Source organism: Bradyrhizobium sp. 1 (assembly GCF_023073315.1).
Classification (GTDB): Bacteria; Pseudomonadota; Alphaproteobacteria; order Rhizobiales; family Xanthobacteraceae; genus Bradyrhizobium.
The window spans coordinates 608,371-626,506 of sequence record NZ_JADPJH010000034.1 but is presented as its reverse complement, the minus strand read 5'-3'; the positions used below and the strand labels follow the sequence as shown (position 1 = coordinate 626,506).

Annotated in this window: 13 protein-coding genes; 5 read left to right on the top strand and 8 right to left on the bottom strand. The window is 64.7% G+C overall.

Features of this window, described 5'->3' with window-relative positions; all coding sequences use genetic code 11:
* Window positions 1-82: 82 nt before the first annotated feature.
* Both IVB29_RS32930 and IVB29_RS32925 read left to right on the top strand, forming a co-directional pair.
* The gene (locus IVB29_RS32930) at window positions 83-2,686 is read left to right on the top strand and encodes a CHAT domain-containing tetratricopeptide repeat protein (RefSeq protein WP_247507567.1); all 2,604 of its coding nucleotides are present in this window, start codon (window positions 83-85) and stop codon (window positions 2,684-2,686) included.
* A 301-nt stretch (window positions 2,687-2,987) separates the two neighbouring features.
* Window positions 2,988-4,604 (top strand): phosphoenolpyruvate carboxykinase, encoded by a 1,617-nt coding sequence (locus IVB29_RS32925; protein WP_247507566.1) that lies wholly within the window; start codon window positions 2,988-2,990, stop codon window positions 4,602-4,604.
* Between the two features lie 70 nt (window positions 4,605-4,674).
* On the opposite strand, the gene IVB29_RS32920 is transcribed toward IVB29_RS32925, so the two are convergent.
* Together IVB29_RS32920 and IVB29_RS32915 are read right to left on the bottom strand one after the other, a co-directional pair.
* Window positions 4,675-5,490 (bottom strand): thioesterase family protein, encoded by an 816-nt coding sequence (locus IVB29_RS32920; protein WP_247507565.1) that lies wholly within the window; start codon window positions 5,488-5,490, stop codon window positions 4,675-4,677.
* A gap of 96 nt (window positions 5,491-5,586) precedes the next feature.
* Window positions 5,587-8,103 (bottom strand): glycogen/starch/alpha-glucan phosphorylase, encoded by a 2,517-nt coding sequence (locus IVB29_RS32915; protein WP_247507564.1) that lies wholly within the window; start codon window positions 8,101-8,103, stop codon window positions 5,587-5,589.
* 272 nt (window positions 8,104-8,375) lie between these two features.
* On the opposite strand from IVB29_RS32915, the gene IVB29_RS32910 reads away from it, so the two are divergent.
* On the top strand, window positions 8,376-8,603 hold the full coding sequence (locus IVB29_RS32910; protein ID WP_247507563.1) for a hypothetical protein: 228 nt from the start codon (window positions 8,376-8,378) through the stop codon (window positions 8,601-8,603).
* A 24-nt stretch (window positions 8,604-8,627) separates the two neighbouring features.
* Here the strand turns inward: IVB29_RS32910 and IVB29_RS32905 are convergent, their stop codons facing one another.
* On the bottom strand, window positions 8,628-9,491 hold the full coding sequence (locus IVB29_RS32905; protein ID WP_247507562.1) for a LysR substrate-binding domain-containing protein: 864 nt from the start codon (window positions 9,489-9,491) through the stop codon (window positions 8,628-8,630).
* 108 nt (window positions 9,492-9,599) lie between these two features.
* Between IVB29_RS32905 and IVB29_RS32900 the strand changes: the two genes are divergently transcribed.
* Both IVB29_RS32900 and IVB29_RS32895 read left to right on the top strand, forming a co-directional pair.
* Window positions 9,600-10,508 (top strand): DMT family transporter, encoded by a 909-nt coding sequence (locus IVB29_RS32900; protein ID WP_247507561.1) that lies wholly within the window; start codon window positions 9,600-9,602, stop codon window positions 10,506-10,508.
* A gap of 12 nt (window positions 10,509-10,520) precedes the next feature.
* The gene (locus tag IVB29_RS32895; protein WP_247507560.1) at window positions 10,521-11,297 is read left to right on the top strand and encodes an MBL fold metallo-hydrolase; all 777 of its coding nucleotides are present in this window, start codon (window positions 10,521-10,523) and stop codon (window positions 11,295-11,297) included.
* 6 nt (window positions 11,298-11,303) lie between these two features.
* Here the strand turns inward: IVB29_RS32895 and IVB29_RS32890 are convergent, their stop codons facing one another.
* The 5 genes from IVB29_RS32890 to IVB29_RS32870 form a co-directional block, all read right to left on the bottom strand.
* Complete coding sequence (locus tag IVB29_RS32890; RefSeq protein ID WP_247507559.1) at window positions 11,304-12,074, bottom strand: TIGR02186 family protein; 771 nt, start codon at window positions 12,072-12,074, stop codon at window positions 11,304-11,306.
* Window positions 12,071-12,988, bottom strand: coding sequence for a sulfite exporter TauE/SafE family protein (locus IVB29_RS32885; protein ID WP_247507558.1), 918 nt, complete (start codon window positions 12,986-12,988; stop codon window positions 12,071-12,073). The genes IVB29_RS32890 and IVB29_RS32885 overlap by 4 nt, the downstream gene beginning before the upstream one ends.
* Window positions 12,989-13,362: 374 nt before the next feature.
* Window positions 13,363-16,869, bottom strand: coding sequence for a tetratricopeptide repeat protein (locus tag IVB29_RS32880; protein WP_247507557.1), 3,507 nt, complete (start codon window positions 16,867-16,869; stop codon window positions 13,363-13,365).
* 237 nt (window positions 16,870-17,106) lie between these two features.
* Complete coding sequence (locus IVB29_RS32875; protein WP_247507556.1) at window positions 17,107-17,610, bottom strand: RES domain-containing protein; 504 nt, start codon at window positions 17,608-17,610, stop codon at window positions 17,107-17,109.
* The gene (locus IVB29_RS32870) at window positions 17,607-18,116 is read right to left on the bottom strand and encodes an antitoxin Xre/MbcA/ParS toxin-binding domain-containing protein (RefSeq protein ID WP_247507555.1); all 510 of its coding nucleotides are present in this window, start codon (window positions 18,114-18,116) and stop codon (window positions 17,607-17,609) included. The genes IVB29_RS32875 and IVB29_RS32870 overlap by 4 nt, the downstream gene beginning before the upstream one ends.
* Window positions 18,117-18,136 lie beyond the last annotated feature (20 nt).

Here is an 18,136-nt window from a genome sequence, read left to right as displayed (position 1 = left end):
TTAGCGCGCAACAATTTGAACGCTGCTCCCCATCGCTGCGACCCAACACCGTAATGGTTCGAGGTTGGCAGCGAGAGGGTTCATGACACGCCGTTGCTTGATGCTGGTTGCGGGTTTGGCGCTCGCGATCACCGTATCGCTTGCCACCCCCGGTCTTGCCCAGAAAGGTCTTGCTCAGAAAGGTCTTGCCGCGGAAAGCGCGCGGATCGACGCGCTCATGAGTGCCGGCAAGTATTCGGAAGCGCTTCCGCTCGCACAGGCGATGGTCGCGAATCTGGAGAAGGACAACGGCCGCGAACTTGCCGCCGCGCTCAACAACCTCGGTCAGGTCTATGCCGGTCAGGGCCGCGACGATCTGGCCGAGCCGCTCTACAAGCGCGCCATCGCGCTGATGGAGAAATCGTTCGGTCTCGAAACGCCGCTGATTTCGGCCGAACTGACCAATCTCGCCGCGCTCTATCAGCGGCAGGGCCGCCTCACTGAAGCCGAGCCGCTGTTCAAGCGTGCGCTGGCCGTGAGCGAAAAGGGCCTGTCGCGCGAGCATCCCGATGTCGGCCGGGCCCTCAACAATCTCGCCACGCTCTACGTCAAGCAGGAACGGCAGGCCGAGGCCGAACCGCTGTTCCAGCGCGCGCTGGCGATCTATCAGAAGGCCGGCGGGCCCGAGCATCCCGCGGTCGCCACGGTCCTCAACAACATCGGGCAGGTCGACCGCGACCTCAACCGCGATGCGGATGCCGAGGCACCGATCAGGCGCTCGCTCGCCATCCGCGAAAAGGTGCTGGGGCCGGATCATCCCGATGTCGCGCGCTCGCTGAACAATCTCGCCGGGCTCTACGAGCACCAGCAGCGCTATGCCGATGCCGAGCCGCTCTATCGCCGAGCTCTCGCGATCCGTGAGCGTGCGCTTGGGCCGGATCATCCTGACGTGATGACCTCGACCAGCAATCTCGCCTATTTCCTCTTCGTCTCCGGGCGCACGGCCGATGCGCTGCCGCTGGCGGAACGGACGCTTCGCAGCGATCGCACGCAATTACGTGTGGTGCTGCCGATTTTGTTCTCCGCGCGGCAGCAGCATCTTCTGCCCGACGACAAGGCACTCGACGAAGCGCTGGCCGCGATCCAGCGGGGCACGCAATCTTCCGCTGCGTCCGCCGTGAACAAGCTCGCCGTGCGGCTTGCGGCCGGCAGCGACAGGCTCGCCGAGCTCGTGCGCAAGGACCAGGATCTCGCGGCCGAGGCCGAGGCGCTCGACAAGGCGATCATCACGGCGGTGTCGAAGCAGGCCGCGCAGCGCGACGTCGCGGCCGAGCAGCGCAGCCGCACGCGGATCGCGGCAATCGCAAGCGAGCGCGCCGGCCTGCAGAAGACGCTCGCGGTCGAGTTTCCCGACTATGCCTCGCTCTCCAACCCGTTGCCGCTGGCGGTGAAGGACATCCAGCCGCTGTTGTCGGCCGATGAAGCGATGACGATCTATTCCGTCGTCGACAAGCGGAGCTATGTCATCGCGATCACGCGCGACGGCGTCGACTGGAAGGAGATTCCACTCGGCGCGGACGCGCTGGCGCAGAAGGTGACTGCGTTCCGCAAAGGGCTCGACGTCGGCAAGGCCCGCGATGCCTCCGGCAAATCGGGCTTGTTCGACCTTGCGCTCGCCAACGAGCTCTATATCGCGCTGCTGGGCCCGGTCGAGGCGCTGACAAAGGATAAGCGCAGCCTTTTGGTGATGCCGTCGGCCGCGCTGACCGCATTGCCGTTTCATCTGCTCGTCACGGAGACGCCGCAAGCTGCGATCCCGGACAAGCTCGAAGGCTATCGCAACGCGGCCTGGTTGCTGCGGCGTCACGCCGTCTCGGTGCTGCCGTCGGTGATCAGCCTGAAATCGCTGCGTGCCTTTGCGCGCAGGGATCAAGGCGTCAAGCCGATGACCGGCTTTGGCGATCCCGTGTTCAACCCCGCGGCCGAAGGGCCTGCCGATCGTCGTGTCGCGAGCGGCAAGGTCGCTGCACGCAGCATCGCGACGATTGCCTATACCGACTTCTGGCGCGGTGCCGGCGTCGATCGCGCGCAGCTTGCCAAAGCTCTGCCGCAATTGCCTGACACCGCGGACGAGCTGAACGCGGTGGCCAAGGACGTCGGTGCGGGCGAGGCCGACATCCATCTCGGCCGCGATGCCAGCGAAACGACGCTCAAGCGTGCAGCGCTTGCTCAATACGGCATCATTTACTTTGCCACCCACGGTCTCGTGGCAGGCGACGTCAAGGGACTGGGCGAGCCATCGCTTGCGCTCTCCATTCCCGATCAGCCCACTGAGCTTGACGACGGCCTCTTGACCGCGAGCGAAGTCGCCCAGCTCAAGCTCAATGCGGATTGGGTTGTGCTGTCGGCCTGCAACACCATCGCCGGTGACAAGCCCGGGGCCGAAGCGCTGTCGGGGCTGGCGCGCGCGTTCTTCTACGCCGGCGCCCGCGCGCTGCTGGTCTCGCATTGGGCGGTGGATTCGGAAGCTGCCACCCGCTTGACCATTTCGACTTTCGCCTTGCTCAAAAACGAACCAGGAATCGGTCGTGCCGAAGCGTTGCGCCGCGCGATGTTAACCTATGTTGACGACACCTCGTCACCGCGCAACGCCTATCCTGCGATGTGGGGGCCGTTCGCGCTCATTGGCGAGGGCGAGGTACGATAAGCCGCCTGAAGGATTGTGCGTCGCAGCAACCTCTGGAGTCGAAGTAACCTTGGGAAACGCTGAATCACGCATTTGGTTGCGCGACCATCCGCGATTTTTTGATGCACCTGCTCAGGGCTGACATGCGCGACGTTTGGCGTGGTCCTTGAATAAACCAAATCCTAAGGGATCAGCTTGGCAACGTCGGCGTTCACCGATATTAGGTCGTCCAGCCGAGGCCGGACGGCCTGTAATTCACGGTGACCGCGATGGCGCCAAGGTTAGGTCGCGCTGAGTGTCGCGGGTTCTAGGAGGATTTTTCGTGCAAGAGACGGGCGTGCGCAACGGTGCCTTCGGCGCCGACAAATTCGGCTTAAAGAATCTCAAGCAGGTTCACTGGAATCTGGGTGCGCCGCAACTCTATCAATACTCGCTCGCAGCGGGCGAGGCGGTGTTGTCCGCCGATGGCGCGCTCTGCGCCGACACCGGCGAGTTCACCGGCCGCAGCCCCAAGGACAAGTTCACGGTGCGTGATGCCACCACCGACAAGAAGATGTGGTGGGCCGGCAACCAGTCGATCACCGCCGAGCAGTTCGAGACGCTCTACCAGGACTTCCTCAAGCACGCCGAAGGCAAGAGCCTGTTCGCGCAGGATCTCTATGGCGGCGCCGATCCGGCCTACCGGATCAAGACCCGCGTCTTCACCGAGCTCGCCTGGCATTCGCTGTTCATCCGCACGCTTCTGATCCGCCCCGAGGCGGTCGAGCTGTCGAGCTTCACGCCCGAGCTCACCATCATCGACATGCCGAGCTTCCGCGCCGATCCGAAGCGCCACGGCTGCAAGTCGGAGAACGTCGTCGCGATCGACTTCGCCCGCAAGATCGTGCTGATCGCCGGCTCCTATTATGCCGGTGAGATGAAGAAGTCGGTCTTCACCACGCTCAACTATTATCTGCCCGAGCGCGGCGTGATGCCGATGCACTGCTCGGCCAATGTCGGTGCCAAGGGCGACGCGGCGATCTTCTTTGGCCTGTCCGGCACCGGCAAGACCACGCTGTCCGCCGATCCCAACCGCACGCTGATCGGCGACGACGAGCATGGCTGGGGCCCGAACGGCGTGTTCAATTTCGAAGGCGGCTGCTACGCCAAGTGCATCAAGCTCTCGCAGGAAGCCGAGCCCGAGATTTACGCCGCCTCGACCCGCTTCGGCGCGGTGCTCGAGAACTGCGTGCTCGACGAAGACACCCGCATCGTTGATTTCGACGACGGCTCCAAGACCGAGAACACGCGTTCTGCATACCCGCTCGAGTTCATCCCGAACGCTTCGCGCACCGGCCGCGCGCCGCAGCCGAAGAACGTGGTGATGCTCGCCGCCGACGCCTTTGGCGTGCTGCCGCCGATTGCAAAACTCTCGCCGGCGCAGGCGATGTATCACTTCCTCTCCGGCTACACCGCCAAGGTCGCCGGCACTGAGCGCGGTCTCGGCAACGAGCCGCAGCCGGAATTCTCGACCTGCTTCGGCTCGCCCTTCCTGCCGCTCGACCCCTCCGTCTACGGCAATATGCTGCGTGACCTCATTGCCCAGCACAATGTCGATTGCTGGCTGGTCAACACCGGCTGGACCGGCGGCAAATACGGCACGGGTTCACGCATGCCGATCAAGGTGACGCGCGCGCTCCTCACCGCGGCGCTCGACGGCAGCTTGCGCAATGTCGAATTCCGCACCGACAAATATTTCGGCTTCGCGGTTCCGACCGCGCTGCCGGGCGTGCCGGCCGAGATCCTCAACCCGGTCAACACCTGGAAGGACAAGGACGAGTTCGACAAGACCGCCCGGGCGCTGGTCGGCATGTTCCAGAAGAACTTCGCCAAGTTCGAAGCCCAGGTCGACGCCGAAGTCCGCGCGGCCGCGCCGGACGTGAAACTCGCGGCGGAGTAATCGTTCTGAATTGAGAAGCAAAAGGGCGGCCGTGAGGCCGCCCTTTTTGTTTATGCGATGCGGAAGCAGGCTACGCCTTGAAATACGCGATCTGCGTACTCGTCGCGAGCAGTCGTCCGTTCGGCGACCATAGCTCGGCGTTCTGGTCGGCGTAGCTCTTGTGCATGATCTTCGAATCGGCCGTCGCGAGCACACGCGTGATATCCTCGGCCGCGAGCTCGTCGCTGTCGGTATGAAAATAGGTCGTCAGCGATACCGTGCCGAACGGCACCAGCTCGCGTCGGGCGTGGAAGATGCGGCCGAAGAAGGCGTCCGACATCGACATCAGTGACAGCATGTCGAGCTTGCGCGGCTCACGATCGCTGATCCAGATTTTCGAATAGGTGGCGGCGAGCTCGGCTTGTGGCGGGCCGATACGCATCTCGCCCTCGACGAAGCGGAATTCGTATTGGTTGGCCCAGGACGCAGCGATCTTCGGGAACGGCAGCGTCGCTTCGAACGGCTTTGCATCCGGATATTGCGCCACCCTGTGCTCCCAGGACGGCCGGCGCTCGGCGAACACCGCCGTGGCGAGCGTGGCGACCTCGCCGCCGCCCTGCGACAGTTCGACGCTCCAGTGCTGGCTGGAGCGGTTGGCTTTCACCAGCCGTATGTCGAGATCGAACGGGCCTTTCGCGATCGGCGCACAGTAATTGACGGTGAGCGCCAGCGGCTCGCCGGCGGCTTGCGGATGCTCGATCAGCGCGCGCAAAATGGTCGCGGCCGTGATGCCGCCGAACGGGCCGACGAAGGCCCAGTAATCGTCGCTGGTGTGCCCCTGCCAGCTGGAGTCACCCGCGGTGATGCGGGTGGCGTCGTCGAACGGGTGCGGGAGCCTGGCGTGCATTGTTGTTTCCGGCTTTCAATGACGGACGTCATATCACGTCCGCCGCCGGCTTGCGCAATTACCTATGGCGTAACGCCGATTTCACGCGGCGGAAAATCAGCCCGCGATGTCGCGCAAATTCGGCAGCAGCGGCGTGGTTGGATTCACCGGCACGCTCCAGATCTCCTCGGCGTATTCGCGGATGGTGCGATCCGAGGAGAACCATGCCATGCGCGCGACGTTGAGGATGGAGGCGCGGGTCCAGGCCGGGGCGACCTGCCAGCGCGCGTCGACGCTGCGCTGCGCCTCGTAATAGGAATCGAAATCGGCGCTGACCATGTAATGGTCGAGATAGCGCAGTGCGTGCGCGATGGATTCGAAACGGCCGGGATCGCCGGGCGAGAACTCGCCGCCGCCGATCGCATTGATGGCGCGCTGGAGCTTTGGCGAATTGCGGATCACGTCGGAGGCGTCCAGGCCCTGCTTGCGCCGGATCATCACGTCGCCGGCTTCCATGCCGAAGATCGCGATGTTCTCGTTGCCGACATGGTCGCGGATCTCGATATTGGCGCCATCCAGCGTGCCGATGGTGAGGGCGCCGTTCAGCGACAGCTTCATGTTGCCGGTGCCGGAGGCCTCCATGCCGGCGGTCGAGATCTGCTCGGACAGATCGGCCGCGGGAATGATGATCTCGGCGAGGCTGACATTGTAGTCGGGCAGGAACACCACTTTCAGCTTGCCGCCGATCGCGGGATCGTTGTTGACGATCTCGGCGACGTCGTTGATCAGCTTGATGATCAGCTTTGCGTATTTGTAGCTCGCCGCTGCCTTGCCGGCGAAGATCTTGACCCGCGGCACCCAATTGCCGTTGGGATCGTCCTTGATCGCCTGGTACAGCGCGACGGTCTCGATGACGTTGAGCAGCTGGCGCTTGTATTCGTGGATGCGCTTGATCTGCACGTCGAACAGCGCATTTGGGTCGACCTTGATGCCGAGCCGTTCGCCGATCAGGCGCGCCAGCGCCGTCTTGTTGTGAAGCTTGACGGCGCGGAATCTCTTCTGGAATTCGACGTCGCTGGCGCGCGCCTCGATCAGCGAGAGCTGGGTGGGATCGTCAAGCACAACGTCGCCGCAGACCTCGCGCAACAAATCCGTCAGCTTCGGGTTCGCCAGCATCAGCCAGCGGCGGAAGGTGATGCCGTTGGTCTTGTTGATGATGCGGCCGGGATAGAGATGGTTGAGATCGTGGAACACGGTCTCGCGCATCAAATCCGAATGCATCGCCGAGACGCCGTTGATGCGGTGCGATCCGACAAAGGCGAGCTGGCCCATGCGCACGCGGCGGCCGCTCCTCTCGTCGATCAGCGAGACCGAGGCGCGGAAATCGATGTCGCCGGGCGCGCGGGCTTCGGCAAGCGCGAGATGCTGGACGTTGATGCGGTAGATGATCTCGAGATGGCGCGGCAGCAGCCGCTCGAACAGCTCGACCGGCCAGGTCTCCAGCGCTTCCGGCAGCAGCGTGTGGTTGGTGTAGGAGAGGGTGGCGACCGTAATCTTCCAGGCTTCGTCCCAGCGGAAATTGTGGTCGTCGATCAGGATCCGCATCAACTCGGTGACGGCGAGGCTCGGATGGGTGTCGTTGAGCTGCACCGCGACCTTGGACGACAGGCTGCGGAGCTGCCCGTCGGACGAAAGATGGCGCTTGATGAGATCCTGGAGCGAGGCCGAGACGAAGAAATATTCCTGGCGCAGGCGCAGTTCGCGTCCCGCGGGGCTCTCGTCGTTCGGATAGAGAAATTTGCAGATGGCTTCGGCGCGCGACTGCTCGGCGCTGGCGCTGACATAGTCGCCCTTGTTGAAGGCGTCGAGCTTCAACGGATCGGGCGAGCGCGCCGACCACAGCCGCAGCGCATTGACGTGCTGGCCGCGCCAGCCGACGATCGGCGTGTCATAGGCCATCGCCTGCACGGTCTCGGACGGATGCCAGATCGCGCGGTCGCGGCCTTTGTCGTCGACATGCTCGACGCCGCCGCCAAAATTGATGTCGTAGATCACTTCGGGCCGCTGCAATTCCCAGGGATTGCCGAAGCCGAGCCATTCGTCGGGATATTCCTGCTGCCAGCCCTGATTGATGATCTGCCGGAACAGGCCGTAATCGTAGCGGATGCCGTAGCCGATCGCGGGGATCGACAGCGTCGCCATGCTCTCCATGAAGCAGGCCGCGAGCCGGCCGAGGCCGCCATTGCCGAGCGCCGCATCCGGCTCGCATTTGCGGAGCTCGGGCAGCGACACGCCGAGATCGCCGAGCGCGACCTCGAAGATCTTCAGCAGTCCCATGTTGTTCAGCGCGTCGGTGAAGAGGCGGCCGATCAAAAATTCGAGCGAGAGATAATAGACGCGCTTGCGCCCGGCGTCGTAGCTGTGCTTCTCGGCCGTGAGCCAGCGATGCACGATGCGGTCGCGCAGCGCCAGCGCTGCGGCCTGGTACCAGTCGTGCTTGGTTGCCATGCCTGCGTCCTTGCCGATGGCAAGGCGCAGCTTCGCCAGGATCGCGCCCTTGATCTCAGCCAGCGCGAGTTCGTCGATCGGCTGATTGGCAGCGGGCGGATTTGGCTGGAACGATTGATCTTGCAAGGCCGTCACTTCCTGGTCGCGAGAACACCACTAAACCTACGCGTCTTGTAATCCCAAGCGTCTTGTAACTCTAAGCGTCTTGTAACTCTAAGCGTCTTGTAACTCTAAGCGTCATGCCACTGTACCGGAACCATCGCTGGCGCGGCCGTGCACTGCGCTGGCGTAAAATTATGCAAGGAACGGGCCGGTTTGGGAACCCGGATGAGCACGGGGAATGCTGAATTCGGTGCTAGATTGCGGACAGATTCAGCCATCAGTGTGGAGGACCATCCATGAGACTGCTGATCGAAATCGCCGCCGCAGCCCTGCTCGTCATCTGCATCGCCACCTCAAGCGCGGCTTTTGCTGCGGGCAAGATGGGCCGCAGCGCCGAGGGCCTCAGCTGCAGCTTTTCTGTCCCGCAAAATGCGTCGCCCGCGGCCCGCTGCGCCGCGATCAAGCGCCAATGCGGCGGCAAGTTCTACGCGAATGCGTGCGGAGACAGGCTGGTGGCGAATTGAGGCGCCGCCCGACGGTTCGCTAGCTCAGGCCGCCTTCGCCTGCACGTTCTCGCAAAACTCGGCGAGACGATCCGCAAGCCGCAGCGTCGCGGAGCTCGCGTTGGGAGCCGCCATCAGCGCCACCTCGGTCCGGTTGATCGGCGCAAAGCCGTCCTTGGCCGTCAGCACGCGGTGGTCGGACTGGATCGACATCTCCGAGAGGATGCTGAGGCCCATCCCGGCGGCAACCGCGGCCTGGATGCCCGCAAGGCTCGATGACGAATACGACATGTGCCAGGCGCGGCCAGCGCTTTCCAGCGCGTGGATGGCGCCGGCGCGGTAGAGGCAGCCGAGCGGAAAGCCGATCAGCGGCACCGACGACACGTTGACGTCGACAGGATGGCTTTTGCTGGTGACCCAATGCACCTCTTCGGGCCAGATCGCGATCGCACTCTTGCCGCCGGCCTCGCGCTTGTAGAGGGCCATGTCGAGTTCGCCGCGTTCGAGATCGCGCGCGAGGTTCTTGCTCTGGTCGGCGCGCACATCGAGCCGCAGGCCCGGATGCGAGCGCGAGAACGCCCCCAGCAGTTTTGCCAGACGATACGCCGCAAAATCCTCGGGAATGCCGAGCCGGATCGCGCCTTCGCTGTCGGGCTCGCGCAGCACGTCGCGTGCTTCTTCCGCAAGCGACAGCAGCCGTCGCGCATAGGATAGCAGCCGCTCGCCGGCCTCGGTCGGGCGCACGTCCTTGCCGTCGCGGTGCAGCAGCACCTGGCCGACATCTTCCTCCAGCCGCTTGATCTGCTGGCTCACGGTCGATTGCGTGCGGTGGACCCGCTCGCCGGCGCGGGTGAAGCCGCCGGCTTCGACCACCGAGACGAAGCTGCGCAGCAGCTCGAGATCGAGCATATCCGCCTCCATTCGAAAATCAACTGATCGGAAGTTAATCATTTAATTTCCAAATGGCAAGCCGGCTCCCTAGATCGGGGGCAGAACAAAACATCCGAGAATGCCCTCATGTCGGTCGCCACCTCGCTTCCCGCAGCCCCCAGCCGCTTCAACACGCTGCCGCTCGCCATCGGTCTGTTTTGCCTGCTCTGGAGCTATGCCTTCGTCGCCGGCAAGATCGGCGTCACCCATTGCCCGCCGCTGATCCTGCTCGCCGCGCGCTTCTCGCTCGCCGGCATTTTGATTCTGGGGGCCACGACGGTCCGCGGCGACTGGTCGCTCTCGTGGCGCGATGCCGCGATCTTTGCCGTGCTCGGCATTGCCAACAACGCGCTCTATCTCGGGCTCGGCTACACCGGCCTGCAATCGGTCTCCGCCGGTCTTGGCGGCCTGATCGTCTCGGCCAATCCGGTATTCACCGCCGCGTTGGCAGCGCTGCTGCTTGGCGAAGACATGACCTGGCGCAAGGCGAGTGGCCTCCTGCTCGGCATCATCGGCGTCACGGCGATCGTCTGGCATCGCCTCGCGGTCGGCACCGACAGCATGCACGGCATCGTCTTCACGCTGGCCTCGCTCGCCTCCATCGTCGCCGGCACGATCCTGTTCAAGCTGCTCGCGCCCAAGGGAAGCCTGTGGATCGGCAACGGCGTGCAGAATCTCGTGGCCGGCATCGTGCTGACGCCGGTCGCGCTCACCTTTGCCGATTTTCACGCGATCGACTTTACGCCGGGCCTGATCGGCGCCTTCGCGTTCCTCGTGCTCGGCGGCTCGATCCTCGCCTACTGGCTCTGGTTTCATCTCCTGAAAGTGTGTGGCGCGACCGCGGCCAGCGCCTATCATTTCCTGATGCCGCCACTCGGCATGCTGTTCGCCTTTCTCGTGCTCGGCGAGCATGTCGAGGCGCGTGACCTGCTCGGGATCATTCCGGTGGCGCTCGGCATCTATCTGGTGACGCGGCCCGCCAAGTCCGCTCGTTAAGGAAGGTTCATCATGCCCATTTCCATCACGCTGATCGGCGGCCCCACCGCGCTGATCGAGATCGACGGCTTCCGCCTGCTCACCGACCCGACCTTTGACGACGCGAACACCGCCTATCAGCTGCCGCACGTGAAGCTGGAGAAGACCATCGGTCCCGCGATGAAGGCCGACGCGATCGGCCCGATCGATGCAGTGCTGCTCAGCCACGACCAGCATTCGGACAATCTCGACAATGCGGGCCGTGAGTATCTCAAGCACGCGAAGCGCGTGCTCACCACCGAGGCCGGTGCAAAACGCCTCGGCGGGCATGTCGAGGGTCTGGCGCCCTGGGTGAATTCGCATCTGGAAGACCGTGACGGCAATGTGCTGACGATCACGGCGACACCGGCGCGCCACGGCCCCGCCGGCATCGAGCCGCTGTCGGGCGACGTCATCGGCTTCGTGGTGTCCTCGAGCCGCAAGGACACCACCTCGGTCTATATCAGCGGCGACACCACCTGGTTCGACGGCGTCGCCGAGGTCGCGCGCCGCTTCAAATGCGGCGTGGTGCTGCCCTTCGCCGGTGCTGCGCAAACGCGCGGGCCGTTCCATCTCACCATGGACACCAACGACGCCATCGAGACCGCGCGCGCCTTTCCCGATGCGGTGATCGTGCCTGTTCATACCGAAGGCTGGGCGCATTTCCGCCAGAACAGCGAGGATTTGCGCAAGACTTTTGACGTGCTCGGGTTCGGGACGCGGCTGCGATTGCTTGAGCCGGGCGTGCCGACGGTGGTTGAGGCGCCGTAGGCGTCTTCAGTCCTTCCGAAAAACAACCGACGCCATCCATCCCGTCATCAGCGCCATCGCCGCCGTGACGAGACCGTAGACCAGCCCGTTCTGCCGCGCGGTCGTTGCGACGAACTGCTCGAAGCCGACCTTGACGATCTCGAAGGCGGTCTCGGTCTTGCCGATGAACGCGCCGTTCGCAAACAGCTTGATCTCGACTTCATAAGTGCCGATCGGCACCTCGGCCGGCAGCGGAATGCCGGTGCGGAACAGCGTCGGCGTCAAAAACGTCACCGCGCTCGCATCCTCGCGGTAGAGGCCGCGCTGGGTGCGCAGGCGAATGAAGGCGGAGCGGAACGCGTCGTTCGGCACCACGTCGGCATAATCGCCGCTGACGCGCTGGGTCAGGAGCACGTTGTTCAGTCCGATCTGCTGCCGGCGCGCGATCTCGGGCGAGGTGATGAATTCGAACGGGCGATTGGCGAACAGCGCGAGATAGCTCGGCACTTGCAGGAACTGCCGGTAATCCGTGTTGATCCAGATGCCGAAGGTGCGCTCCTTGCGCCGCGTCACCATGTCGGCGCGCGGGCCCATCACGGTGACGACGAGATCGTAGGTGGTGCGGTCGGCAGGCGTCGAGGCGTCCTTCTCGACCGAGCCGAACAGCACCAGCTCCTCACCCGAATAATTCGGCGTCACCGTGACACGGTGGTTGGAGACCGACACGATCAGCCGCTCGGCATGCGCGACCGAGCCGGGCAGCAGGACGAGCAGGGCTGCGAGAAGCGTGCGCTTCATCCGCTCACCCCGAGCTCACGGATGGTGAAGAGATCCTCGGGCCGGATCACCAGCTCGATCGCGAAGCGGACGCCGACCGAGAGGATCAGAAGACCCAGCAGCAGCCGCAACTGCTCGCCGCGGATCTTCTGGCCGGCACGGGCGCCGAACTGCGCGCCGGTGACGCCGCCGACCATCAGGATCAGCGCCAGCACGGCGTCGACGAGATGATTGGTCACCGCGTGCAGCATGGTCGCGAACAGCATCGTGACCAGTGTCAGGACCATCGACGTGCCAATCACCGTCGAAGTCGGTACTCTGAGCAGATAGATCATGATCGGCACGAGAATAAAACCGCCGCCGATGCCCATGACGGCTCCGATGAAGCCGATCACGATGCCGACGATCACAATGGGGATGACGGAGAGATAGATCTTCGAGCGCTTGAACCGCATTTTCAGCGGCAGGCCGTGGATCCAGTTGTGGGTGCGGCGCGGCGGCACGGTGCCGCGGCGTGTCCGCATCAGCGCGCGCAGTCCCTCGGAGAACATCAGGCTGCCGACGGTGGTGAGCAGCACGACGTAGGACAGCGCGATCATCAGGTCGAGCTGGCCGAGTGCGCGAAGCTGCGTGAAGGTCCATACCCCGAGCGCGGTCCCGGTCACGCCGCCGCAGAGCAGGACGCCTGCCAGCGCCGGATCGATGGCGCGCCGCCGCCAATAGGCGAGTGCGCCGGAGAAGGAGGAGGCCGCGATGTGGCTCGCGACGGAAGCGACCGCGACCGCCGGCGTGATGCCGATGAAGATCAAAAGCGGCGTCATCAGAAAACCGCCGCCGATCCCGAACATGCCGGACACGAAGCCGACCGCCGCGCCCATCGCCAGCACCAGGAAAACATTGACCGGAAGATCGGCGATCGGGAGATAGAGCTGCATTGAACCTGCGCACCGGCGAGACGGATCGACTAGCGCGGAATGATCGCGGGAAGGTCGGAACGATTGCCGCGTCTTTCAATAGCGGAATTCGCTGTCAGGCGGGGCAGGAATTTTGGGCGTGGTGAATGGGGCGCGATAGAGCGTGATGAGACTGGATCAATCGCTGCCAGGACAAAGGTGTGCTCCCTCCCCGCTTGCGGGGGAGGGTTGGGGAGAGGGTGCCTCCGCAGTGAGACTCCCCAAGAGGAGATAACCTTCACCCGGCGCGCGGGACGATGCTTCGCATTCGCCCGGGACGCGCCGACCTCTCCCGCAAGCGGGAGAGGTGTACCGAGCCTGCGGCCCGATTAATCGCTAACGTAATGCCATTCGGCTTATCGCACCGCCGACGCCGACTTCTTGGTCGCGACCGGCTTCGGCGCAGGCTTTGCGCTCGCCTGCGGCGCGCTGTCCCAGCCGCCGTTGGGAGCCGGAACGTTGACGGCATCGTCGGGCTGCGGCTCGGCGCTGAACGTCTGGATCGCGAGCTTGGCGGCGGCGAGCGATTGCGGGTCGAGACGCTTGGCGACGTCGTCACGCTTGGTTGCTGCGTCCGCATCGCCTTGCCCGGCTGCAAGGGTGAACCATTTGTAGGATTCGGCGAGGTTCTGCTCCACGCCGATGCCGCGGGCATAGAGGATACCGAGATTGAACTGGCTGTCGGCAACGCCGCGATCGGCGGCTTTGCGGAACCACTGCGCCGCGCTCTTGTAATTGGCGCCGCGTCCGCCGCCGTCGGCATCGAGCACCGCGAGATTGTGCATGGCCTTGGCGTTGCCGCGCTCGGCGGCCTGGGTGTAGTAGCGGCGGGCGATGTCGGCGTCTTTCTTCACGCCGAGGCCCTTTTCGTAGAGCGTGCCGAGGCGGAAGGTTGCGGGCACCACGCCGGCCTGCGCCGCGCGGTCATACCATTTCGCGGCTTCGTCGTAATTCGCAGCGATGCCCTTACCCTCGGCAAAGCGCACGCCGACTTCATAGGCCGCGGTCGCGTCGCCCTTCATCGCGGCGGTGCGCAGGCCGGGGCCGCCGATACCGTCGGGCAGCTTCTCGCTGGGCGGCACCTGGATCATGCTGAGCTTGGCGCGGCTGGTGCCCGTGAGCGCGCCGGTGACGTCGCTGGACGCAGGCGGCGGCGCGACTGGGGCCGGCGGAATTTCAACCGAAGCCGAGCTGCCGGAGTTCGCGGGCAGCGCCGGCGCAGCATTGTTCTGCGATTGCTTGCCGATCGGCGTCGGTGAGGTCATCGACGGCGTGATCTGCTCGGGGGTAGCAGGCTTGGTCTCGACCGGCGGAGCCTGCGGTGCGGGCGCGGGCGAGGAATTCTCCATGGCCTGCGGTGCCGGCGGCGGGCTGCCGCCATCGAGCAGGTTCATCGCCATCTTGAAGGTGCCGAGCACGATCACGACCACGCTCGCGCCGACCAGCAGCGAGCGGATCTTTGAGGTGATGGTCGAGGCGCCTTCCTGACTTGTGCTTTGGCCCTTGTCCTTGGCGCGGGCGATTGCAGCCTTGGCGCCGCGGGCGGGCTTTTCCGGCGGCTGCGCCGCGGCAGCCTGCGCGGCGCGACGTGCGGCGGCGATGAAGCTCGACGACGACACCGGCTCCTTCGGCGCGGCGGGGATTTCGCTGATCGCGCTTTCCGACGCAGCGATACGCTCCGACGGCGTGGCAACGCGCCCGCCCGGCCGAGTGCCCGGCTCGAGCGGATGATCCGGCGGCAATTCTGGCGCGATCGCAGCGCGCGCGGGCGCCGCATGCGGCTCCAGGATCTCGCTGATCGCGCGCGGCGGCAAGGGTGGTGTGGCTTGCGACGCCATCGGCGCTGGCGGCGGCGCGGCGGCGTGGAATTCGCGCGGCGCGGCGACGTAGGCGGACTGCGCGTGTTGTGCGGCAGCCGGGTTGGGAAGCTCGGGCTTCGGATCGTATTTCGGCTGCTGGTACTGCTGCTGGGCTTGCTGCCGCGGCTCACGCGCCATCGGCGCGGGCTCCATGGACGCGGCCGTCGGCATCGTCGTGGGCATCGGCTGCGGCGCAGGAGCAGGCGGCGTGCTGCGCACCGCGCGCAGATCGCCCTCGATCATCGAGAGGCGGTCGACCACATGGCCGAGCGCGCTGTGGACGGCGTCGAGCGAGTCCTGGGTGCTGCGGTTGGTCTCGGCGTGGCTGAAGCGGATGTCGGAGAGCTCGCGCTTGACGAGATCGGCCATTCCGGAATCGGCAGGCGGGGCGGAACTGCGGCTCTCGGCGAGTGCCGAATAGGTCGCCTGCTGCCGTTCCAGGTGCCTGAGGATGTCGTGCAGCCCGTCCTCGACGCGGCTCAAATTGCCGTTGCGCGGATCGGCGGCGGCCTCGATCCGCTCCAGCAGATACGAGACCCGCTGTTCGAGATGCGCGAATGTCGAGGCGGAATCGTTGCCGACCTGCATGCGGTCGAAACGGTCCGACAGCGCGCGGATCGCGGCTTCCAGATGTTCGCTGCTCTCGGACGGCTGCGGCCGCTCGCGCGTTTCCAGTGCGGCAGTGAGCGCCGCGATGCGCTGCTCCAGCACCGCAAAACTGTCGCCGGGGCCTGTCGAACGGGTGACCTGGTCGACCTTGGACGACAACAGCTGCACGTCGTCCGAAAGCCGTGCCAGCGCTTCGTTGGAGGCGACGTTGGAGACGATGCCGCGCAGCGCGGCGATCGCGCCTTCGAGCTGGCGCACCGTCGAGGGATCGTCATTGGCGCGCAGGATCAGGTCGAGCTTGGCGCCGAGATTGCGGATCGCCTCGTCATAGCCGGTGAGCTGCTCGGCCGGCGTCAGCGTGCGCAGCACCTGCTTGATATCGGACAGTGCGTGCTCGATGCCGGACAGAACCTGACCGTCGGTGCCGGACGAGCGGGTCTCGTCGATGCGACGGTGCAGCGAGCGGATCTCGTTCTCGATCGACTCGATCGCGCGCCGTGGCATCGCTTCGGTGATGGCGTTGCGGATCTCGGCGAGCTCGGAACGGAAGCCGTTGACCGCCTGCTCGGTATTATCCGGGCGCTGGAGCGACTCGATCTGGCTCGTGATCTTGAGCAGATGCCGTTCGAGCGACGAGAAATCCGGCCCTGCTTGCGGTGGCGGCGGAGCATAGGCAGGCGCGGGTGGCGCCATCGGAGGCGCGTAAGGAGCGGGCCAGGGAGCAGCACTGGGCGCAATCGAGGGCGCAGCACGCGGCGGCACCTGGCGCGGCGCGAAGCCGTCGAGCTCGCTCTGGCGCGCCGTGATCTCGGCGACGGCGACATCGAACGAAGCAGGGCTCAGGGGTGGTGAGCTGCGATAGACTTGGGCTGCCGCGCGCTCGACCGCATCGGCCTGGCGCTGGCGTGTTTCAACGGGTGCCGGTGCCGGCCGCGGGGCCTGAGGCTGTTGCGGTTGCGGCGGCTTTGAGATTTGCGACAGGCGCGCATCGAGCCGCGAGATCGCGTCGTTGAGCTGGCGTGCGACGCCCTGCTCACGCGAGGCGTCTTGTCGTGCAGCATCCTGACGTGAACCGTCCTGACGTGGCGCGGGCTTTGAAATCCGTTCGATCTGCTGGGTGATCGCGTCGAGCCGCTGATGGATGTCCGCGACTTCGCGACTTTCCTGGCTCGGTCCTTGGCTCGGCATGTGTTGCGGACGCGGATCGGGACGTTGGTCCTGACGCTGATCCTGGCGTTGGTCATAAGGTCCGCGAAAGTTTGGCGGGGCAGTCTCGCCGAGCGTGGAGTTCAGCCAATCGTTGAGTGACATGCCGGCACGACGCGCAGCAGCTTCGGCCCGCTCCCTGACGGATGGATCGATGCCGTCAACACTCCACGATACGCGCGAATTCATGACTCTGTCCGGTTCCGACTTCGGCGCCCCACCCGGCACCTCCAGCCTTCCCTCGCGTGCCGGTTGCAAAGACAATCGGATTTGGCGCGGGTCGTCTGCCTCGAAAACCGACTTTTGTCTGTTACGGTAAATAACGAGTTAAGGAACCCGTTGACGGTGTCTTAAAGTTGGGCGCCGGGAACCGGGGGAGCGTACACGGCGAAGGCCGGTGGCCCGGGTGAACGCCTCAAGCAGGGCTTAGCGCCCGGGTGGATGCAACCGGGTGTCCAGGGCAAACGGCTCCTGGGATTTCATCTTGTACGAACCAGCGGCATTGGAGGCGGTGAAGATCAAGTTCCAGCTCGCCGTCGAAACCACACTCGGGATCACAACAAACTTGTGGTTTGTAAGCAGCTCATCCCCGAATGCCTGCTGGCCGGCGCTCGGTATCCCCGGCCTCAGCCAGTTGGGATTTGGCACACTGCCGGATTCGACGACGAAGACACCAGCCGGATCGATCGTTGCCGCCGTGATCACGTGAGGCACGGTGTCCAGCGCGCGAAATCCCTTATGGACGGCGACTTCCAGAATCGCCGTCGCGGGATCAATCGAACAGTACACCGCGCGGACGCCTCTGCTGTTCCAGCGGCCGCCGACGAGAAACGCGCCCTCGCCGGTGTCCCAAGTCGTTGCGTATTTGGATTGATCAAGACGCCACGCCACCAGCTCGGAGCCCCCGAGCGATGCCGGAAGTGGCGTCACGCGTAAACGCCATACTCGAGGCGTGCGAGAAAGTCCTCGACGAGTTCGACACCGGCAGGGGTGGCCAACAGATCAATTGGCTTGCGTTGATCGAGGCCTACAGCCGGGCGCTCCAGCCATTGCTCTGCCTCTGCCTGCGAGCCGAAGACCGACGTCGCTTTCACCAATATCTCAGCCAATTTCCACGCGCGACCGCTCTGCTCGGAACTTAGCTGTCCAGTATTTTCGGCGGTATGGCGCTGATAGGTCCGGTGGCTCATCCCGATCGCCCTGGCGAACGAATCGTCCCAGCGGAGGAAGTCGAGATGCTCGATGAGGTGTAGCAGCGCCCTGGACGGAAGGCCGTTCAGGAGAATTTCGTGAGCCTCCAATGGGCTCTGCGGCATCTTGCGGAGCGTCGCGGTCCCTCCGAGAAGACGCGCGACTGCCGTCAGCCGGATAACTTCAGGTAAGACCGCGCCGACAAAAAGAGTGCCCTGGTCATACATCTGCACAGCCTTTGCCATGTGTCGTTTCTGATATGACA

Bases quoted from the DNA above. Each gene is read 5' to 3' on its own strand.
- IVB29_RS32930 (WP_247507567.1), top strand. From the start codon at position 83: ATGACACGCCGTTGCTTGATGCTGGTTGCGGGTTTGGCGCTCGCGATC.
- IVB29_RS32920 (WP_247507565.1), bottom strand. From the start codon at position 5,490: ATGCACGCCAGGCTCCCGCACCCGTTCGACGACGCCACCCGCATCACC.
- IVB29_RS32910 (WP_247507563.1), top strand. From the start codon at position 8,376: ATGAGACTGCTGATCGAAATCGCCGCCGCAGCCCTGCTCGTCATCTGC.
- IVB29_RS32905 (WP_247507562.1), bottom strand. From the start codon at position 9,491: ATGCTCGATCTCGAGCTGCTGCGCAGCTTCGTCTCGGTGGTCGAAGCC.
- IVB29_RS32900 (WP_247507561.1), top strand. From the start codon at position 9,600: ATGTCGGTCGCCACCTCGCTTCCCGCAGCCCCCAGCCGCTTCAACACG.
- IVB29_RS32895 (WP_247507560.1), top strand. From the start codon at position 10,521: ATGCCCATTTCCATCACGCTGATCGGCGGCCCCACCGCGCTGATCGAG.
- IVB29_RS32890 (WP_247507559.1), bottom strand. From the start codon at position 12,074: ATGAAGCGCACGCTTCTCGCAGCCCTGCTCGTCCTGCTGCCCGGCTCG.
- IVB29_RS32885 (WP_247507558.1), bottom strand. From the start codon at position 12,988: ATGCAGCTCTATCTCCCGATCGCCGATCTTCCGGTCAATGTTTTCCTG.
- IVB29_RS32880 (WP_247507557.1), bottom strand. From the start codon at position 16,869: ATGAATTCGCGCGTATCGTGGAGTGTTGACGGCATCGATCCATCCGTC.
- IVB29_RS32870 (WP_247507555.1), bottom strand. From the start codon at position 18,116: ATGGCAAAGGCTGTGCAGATGTATGACCAGGGCACTCTTTTTGTCGGC.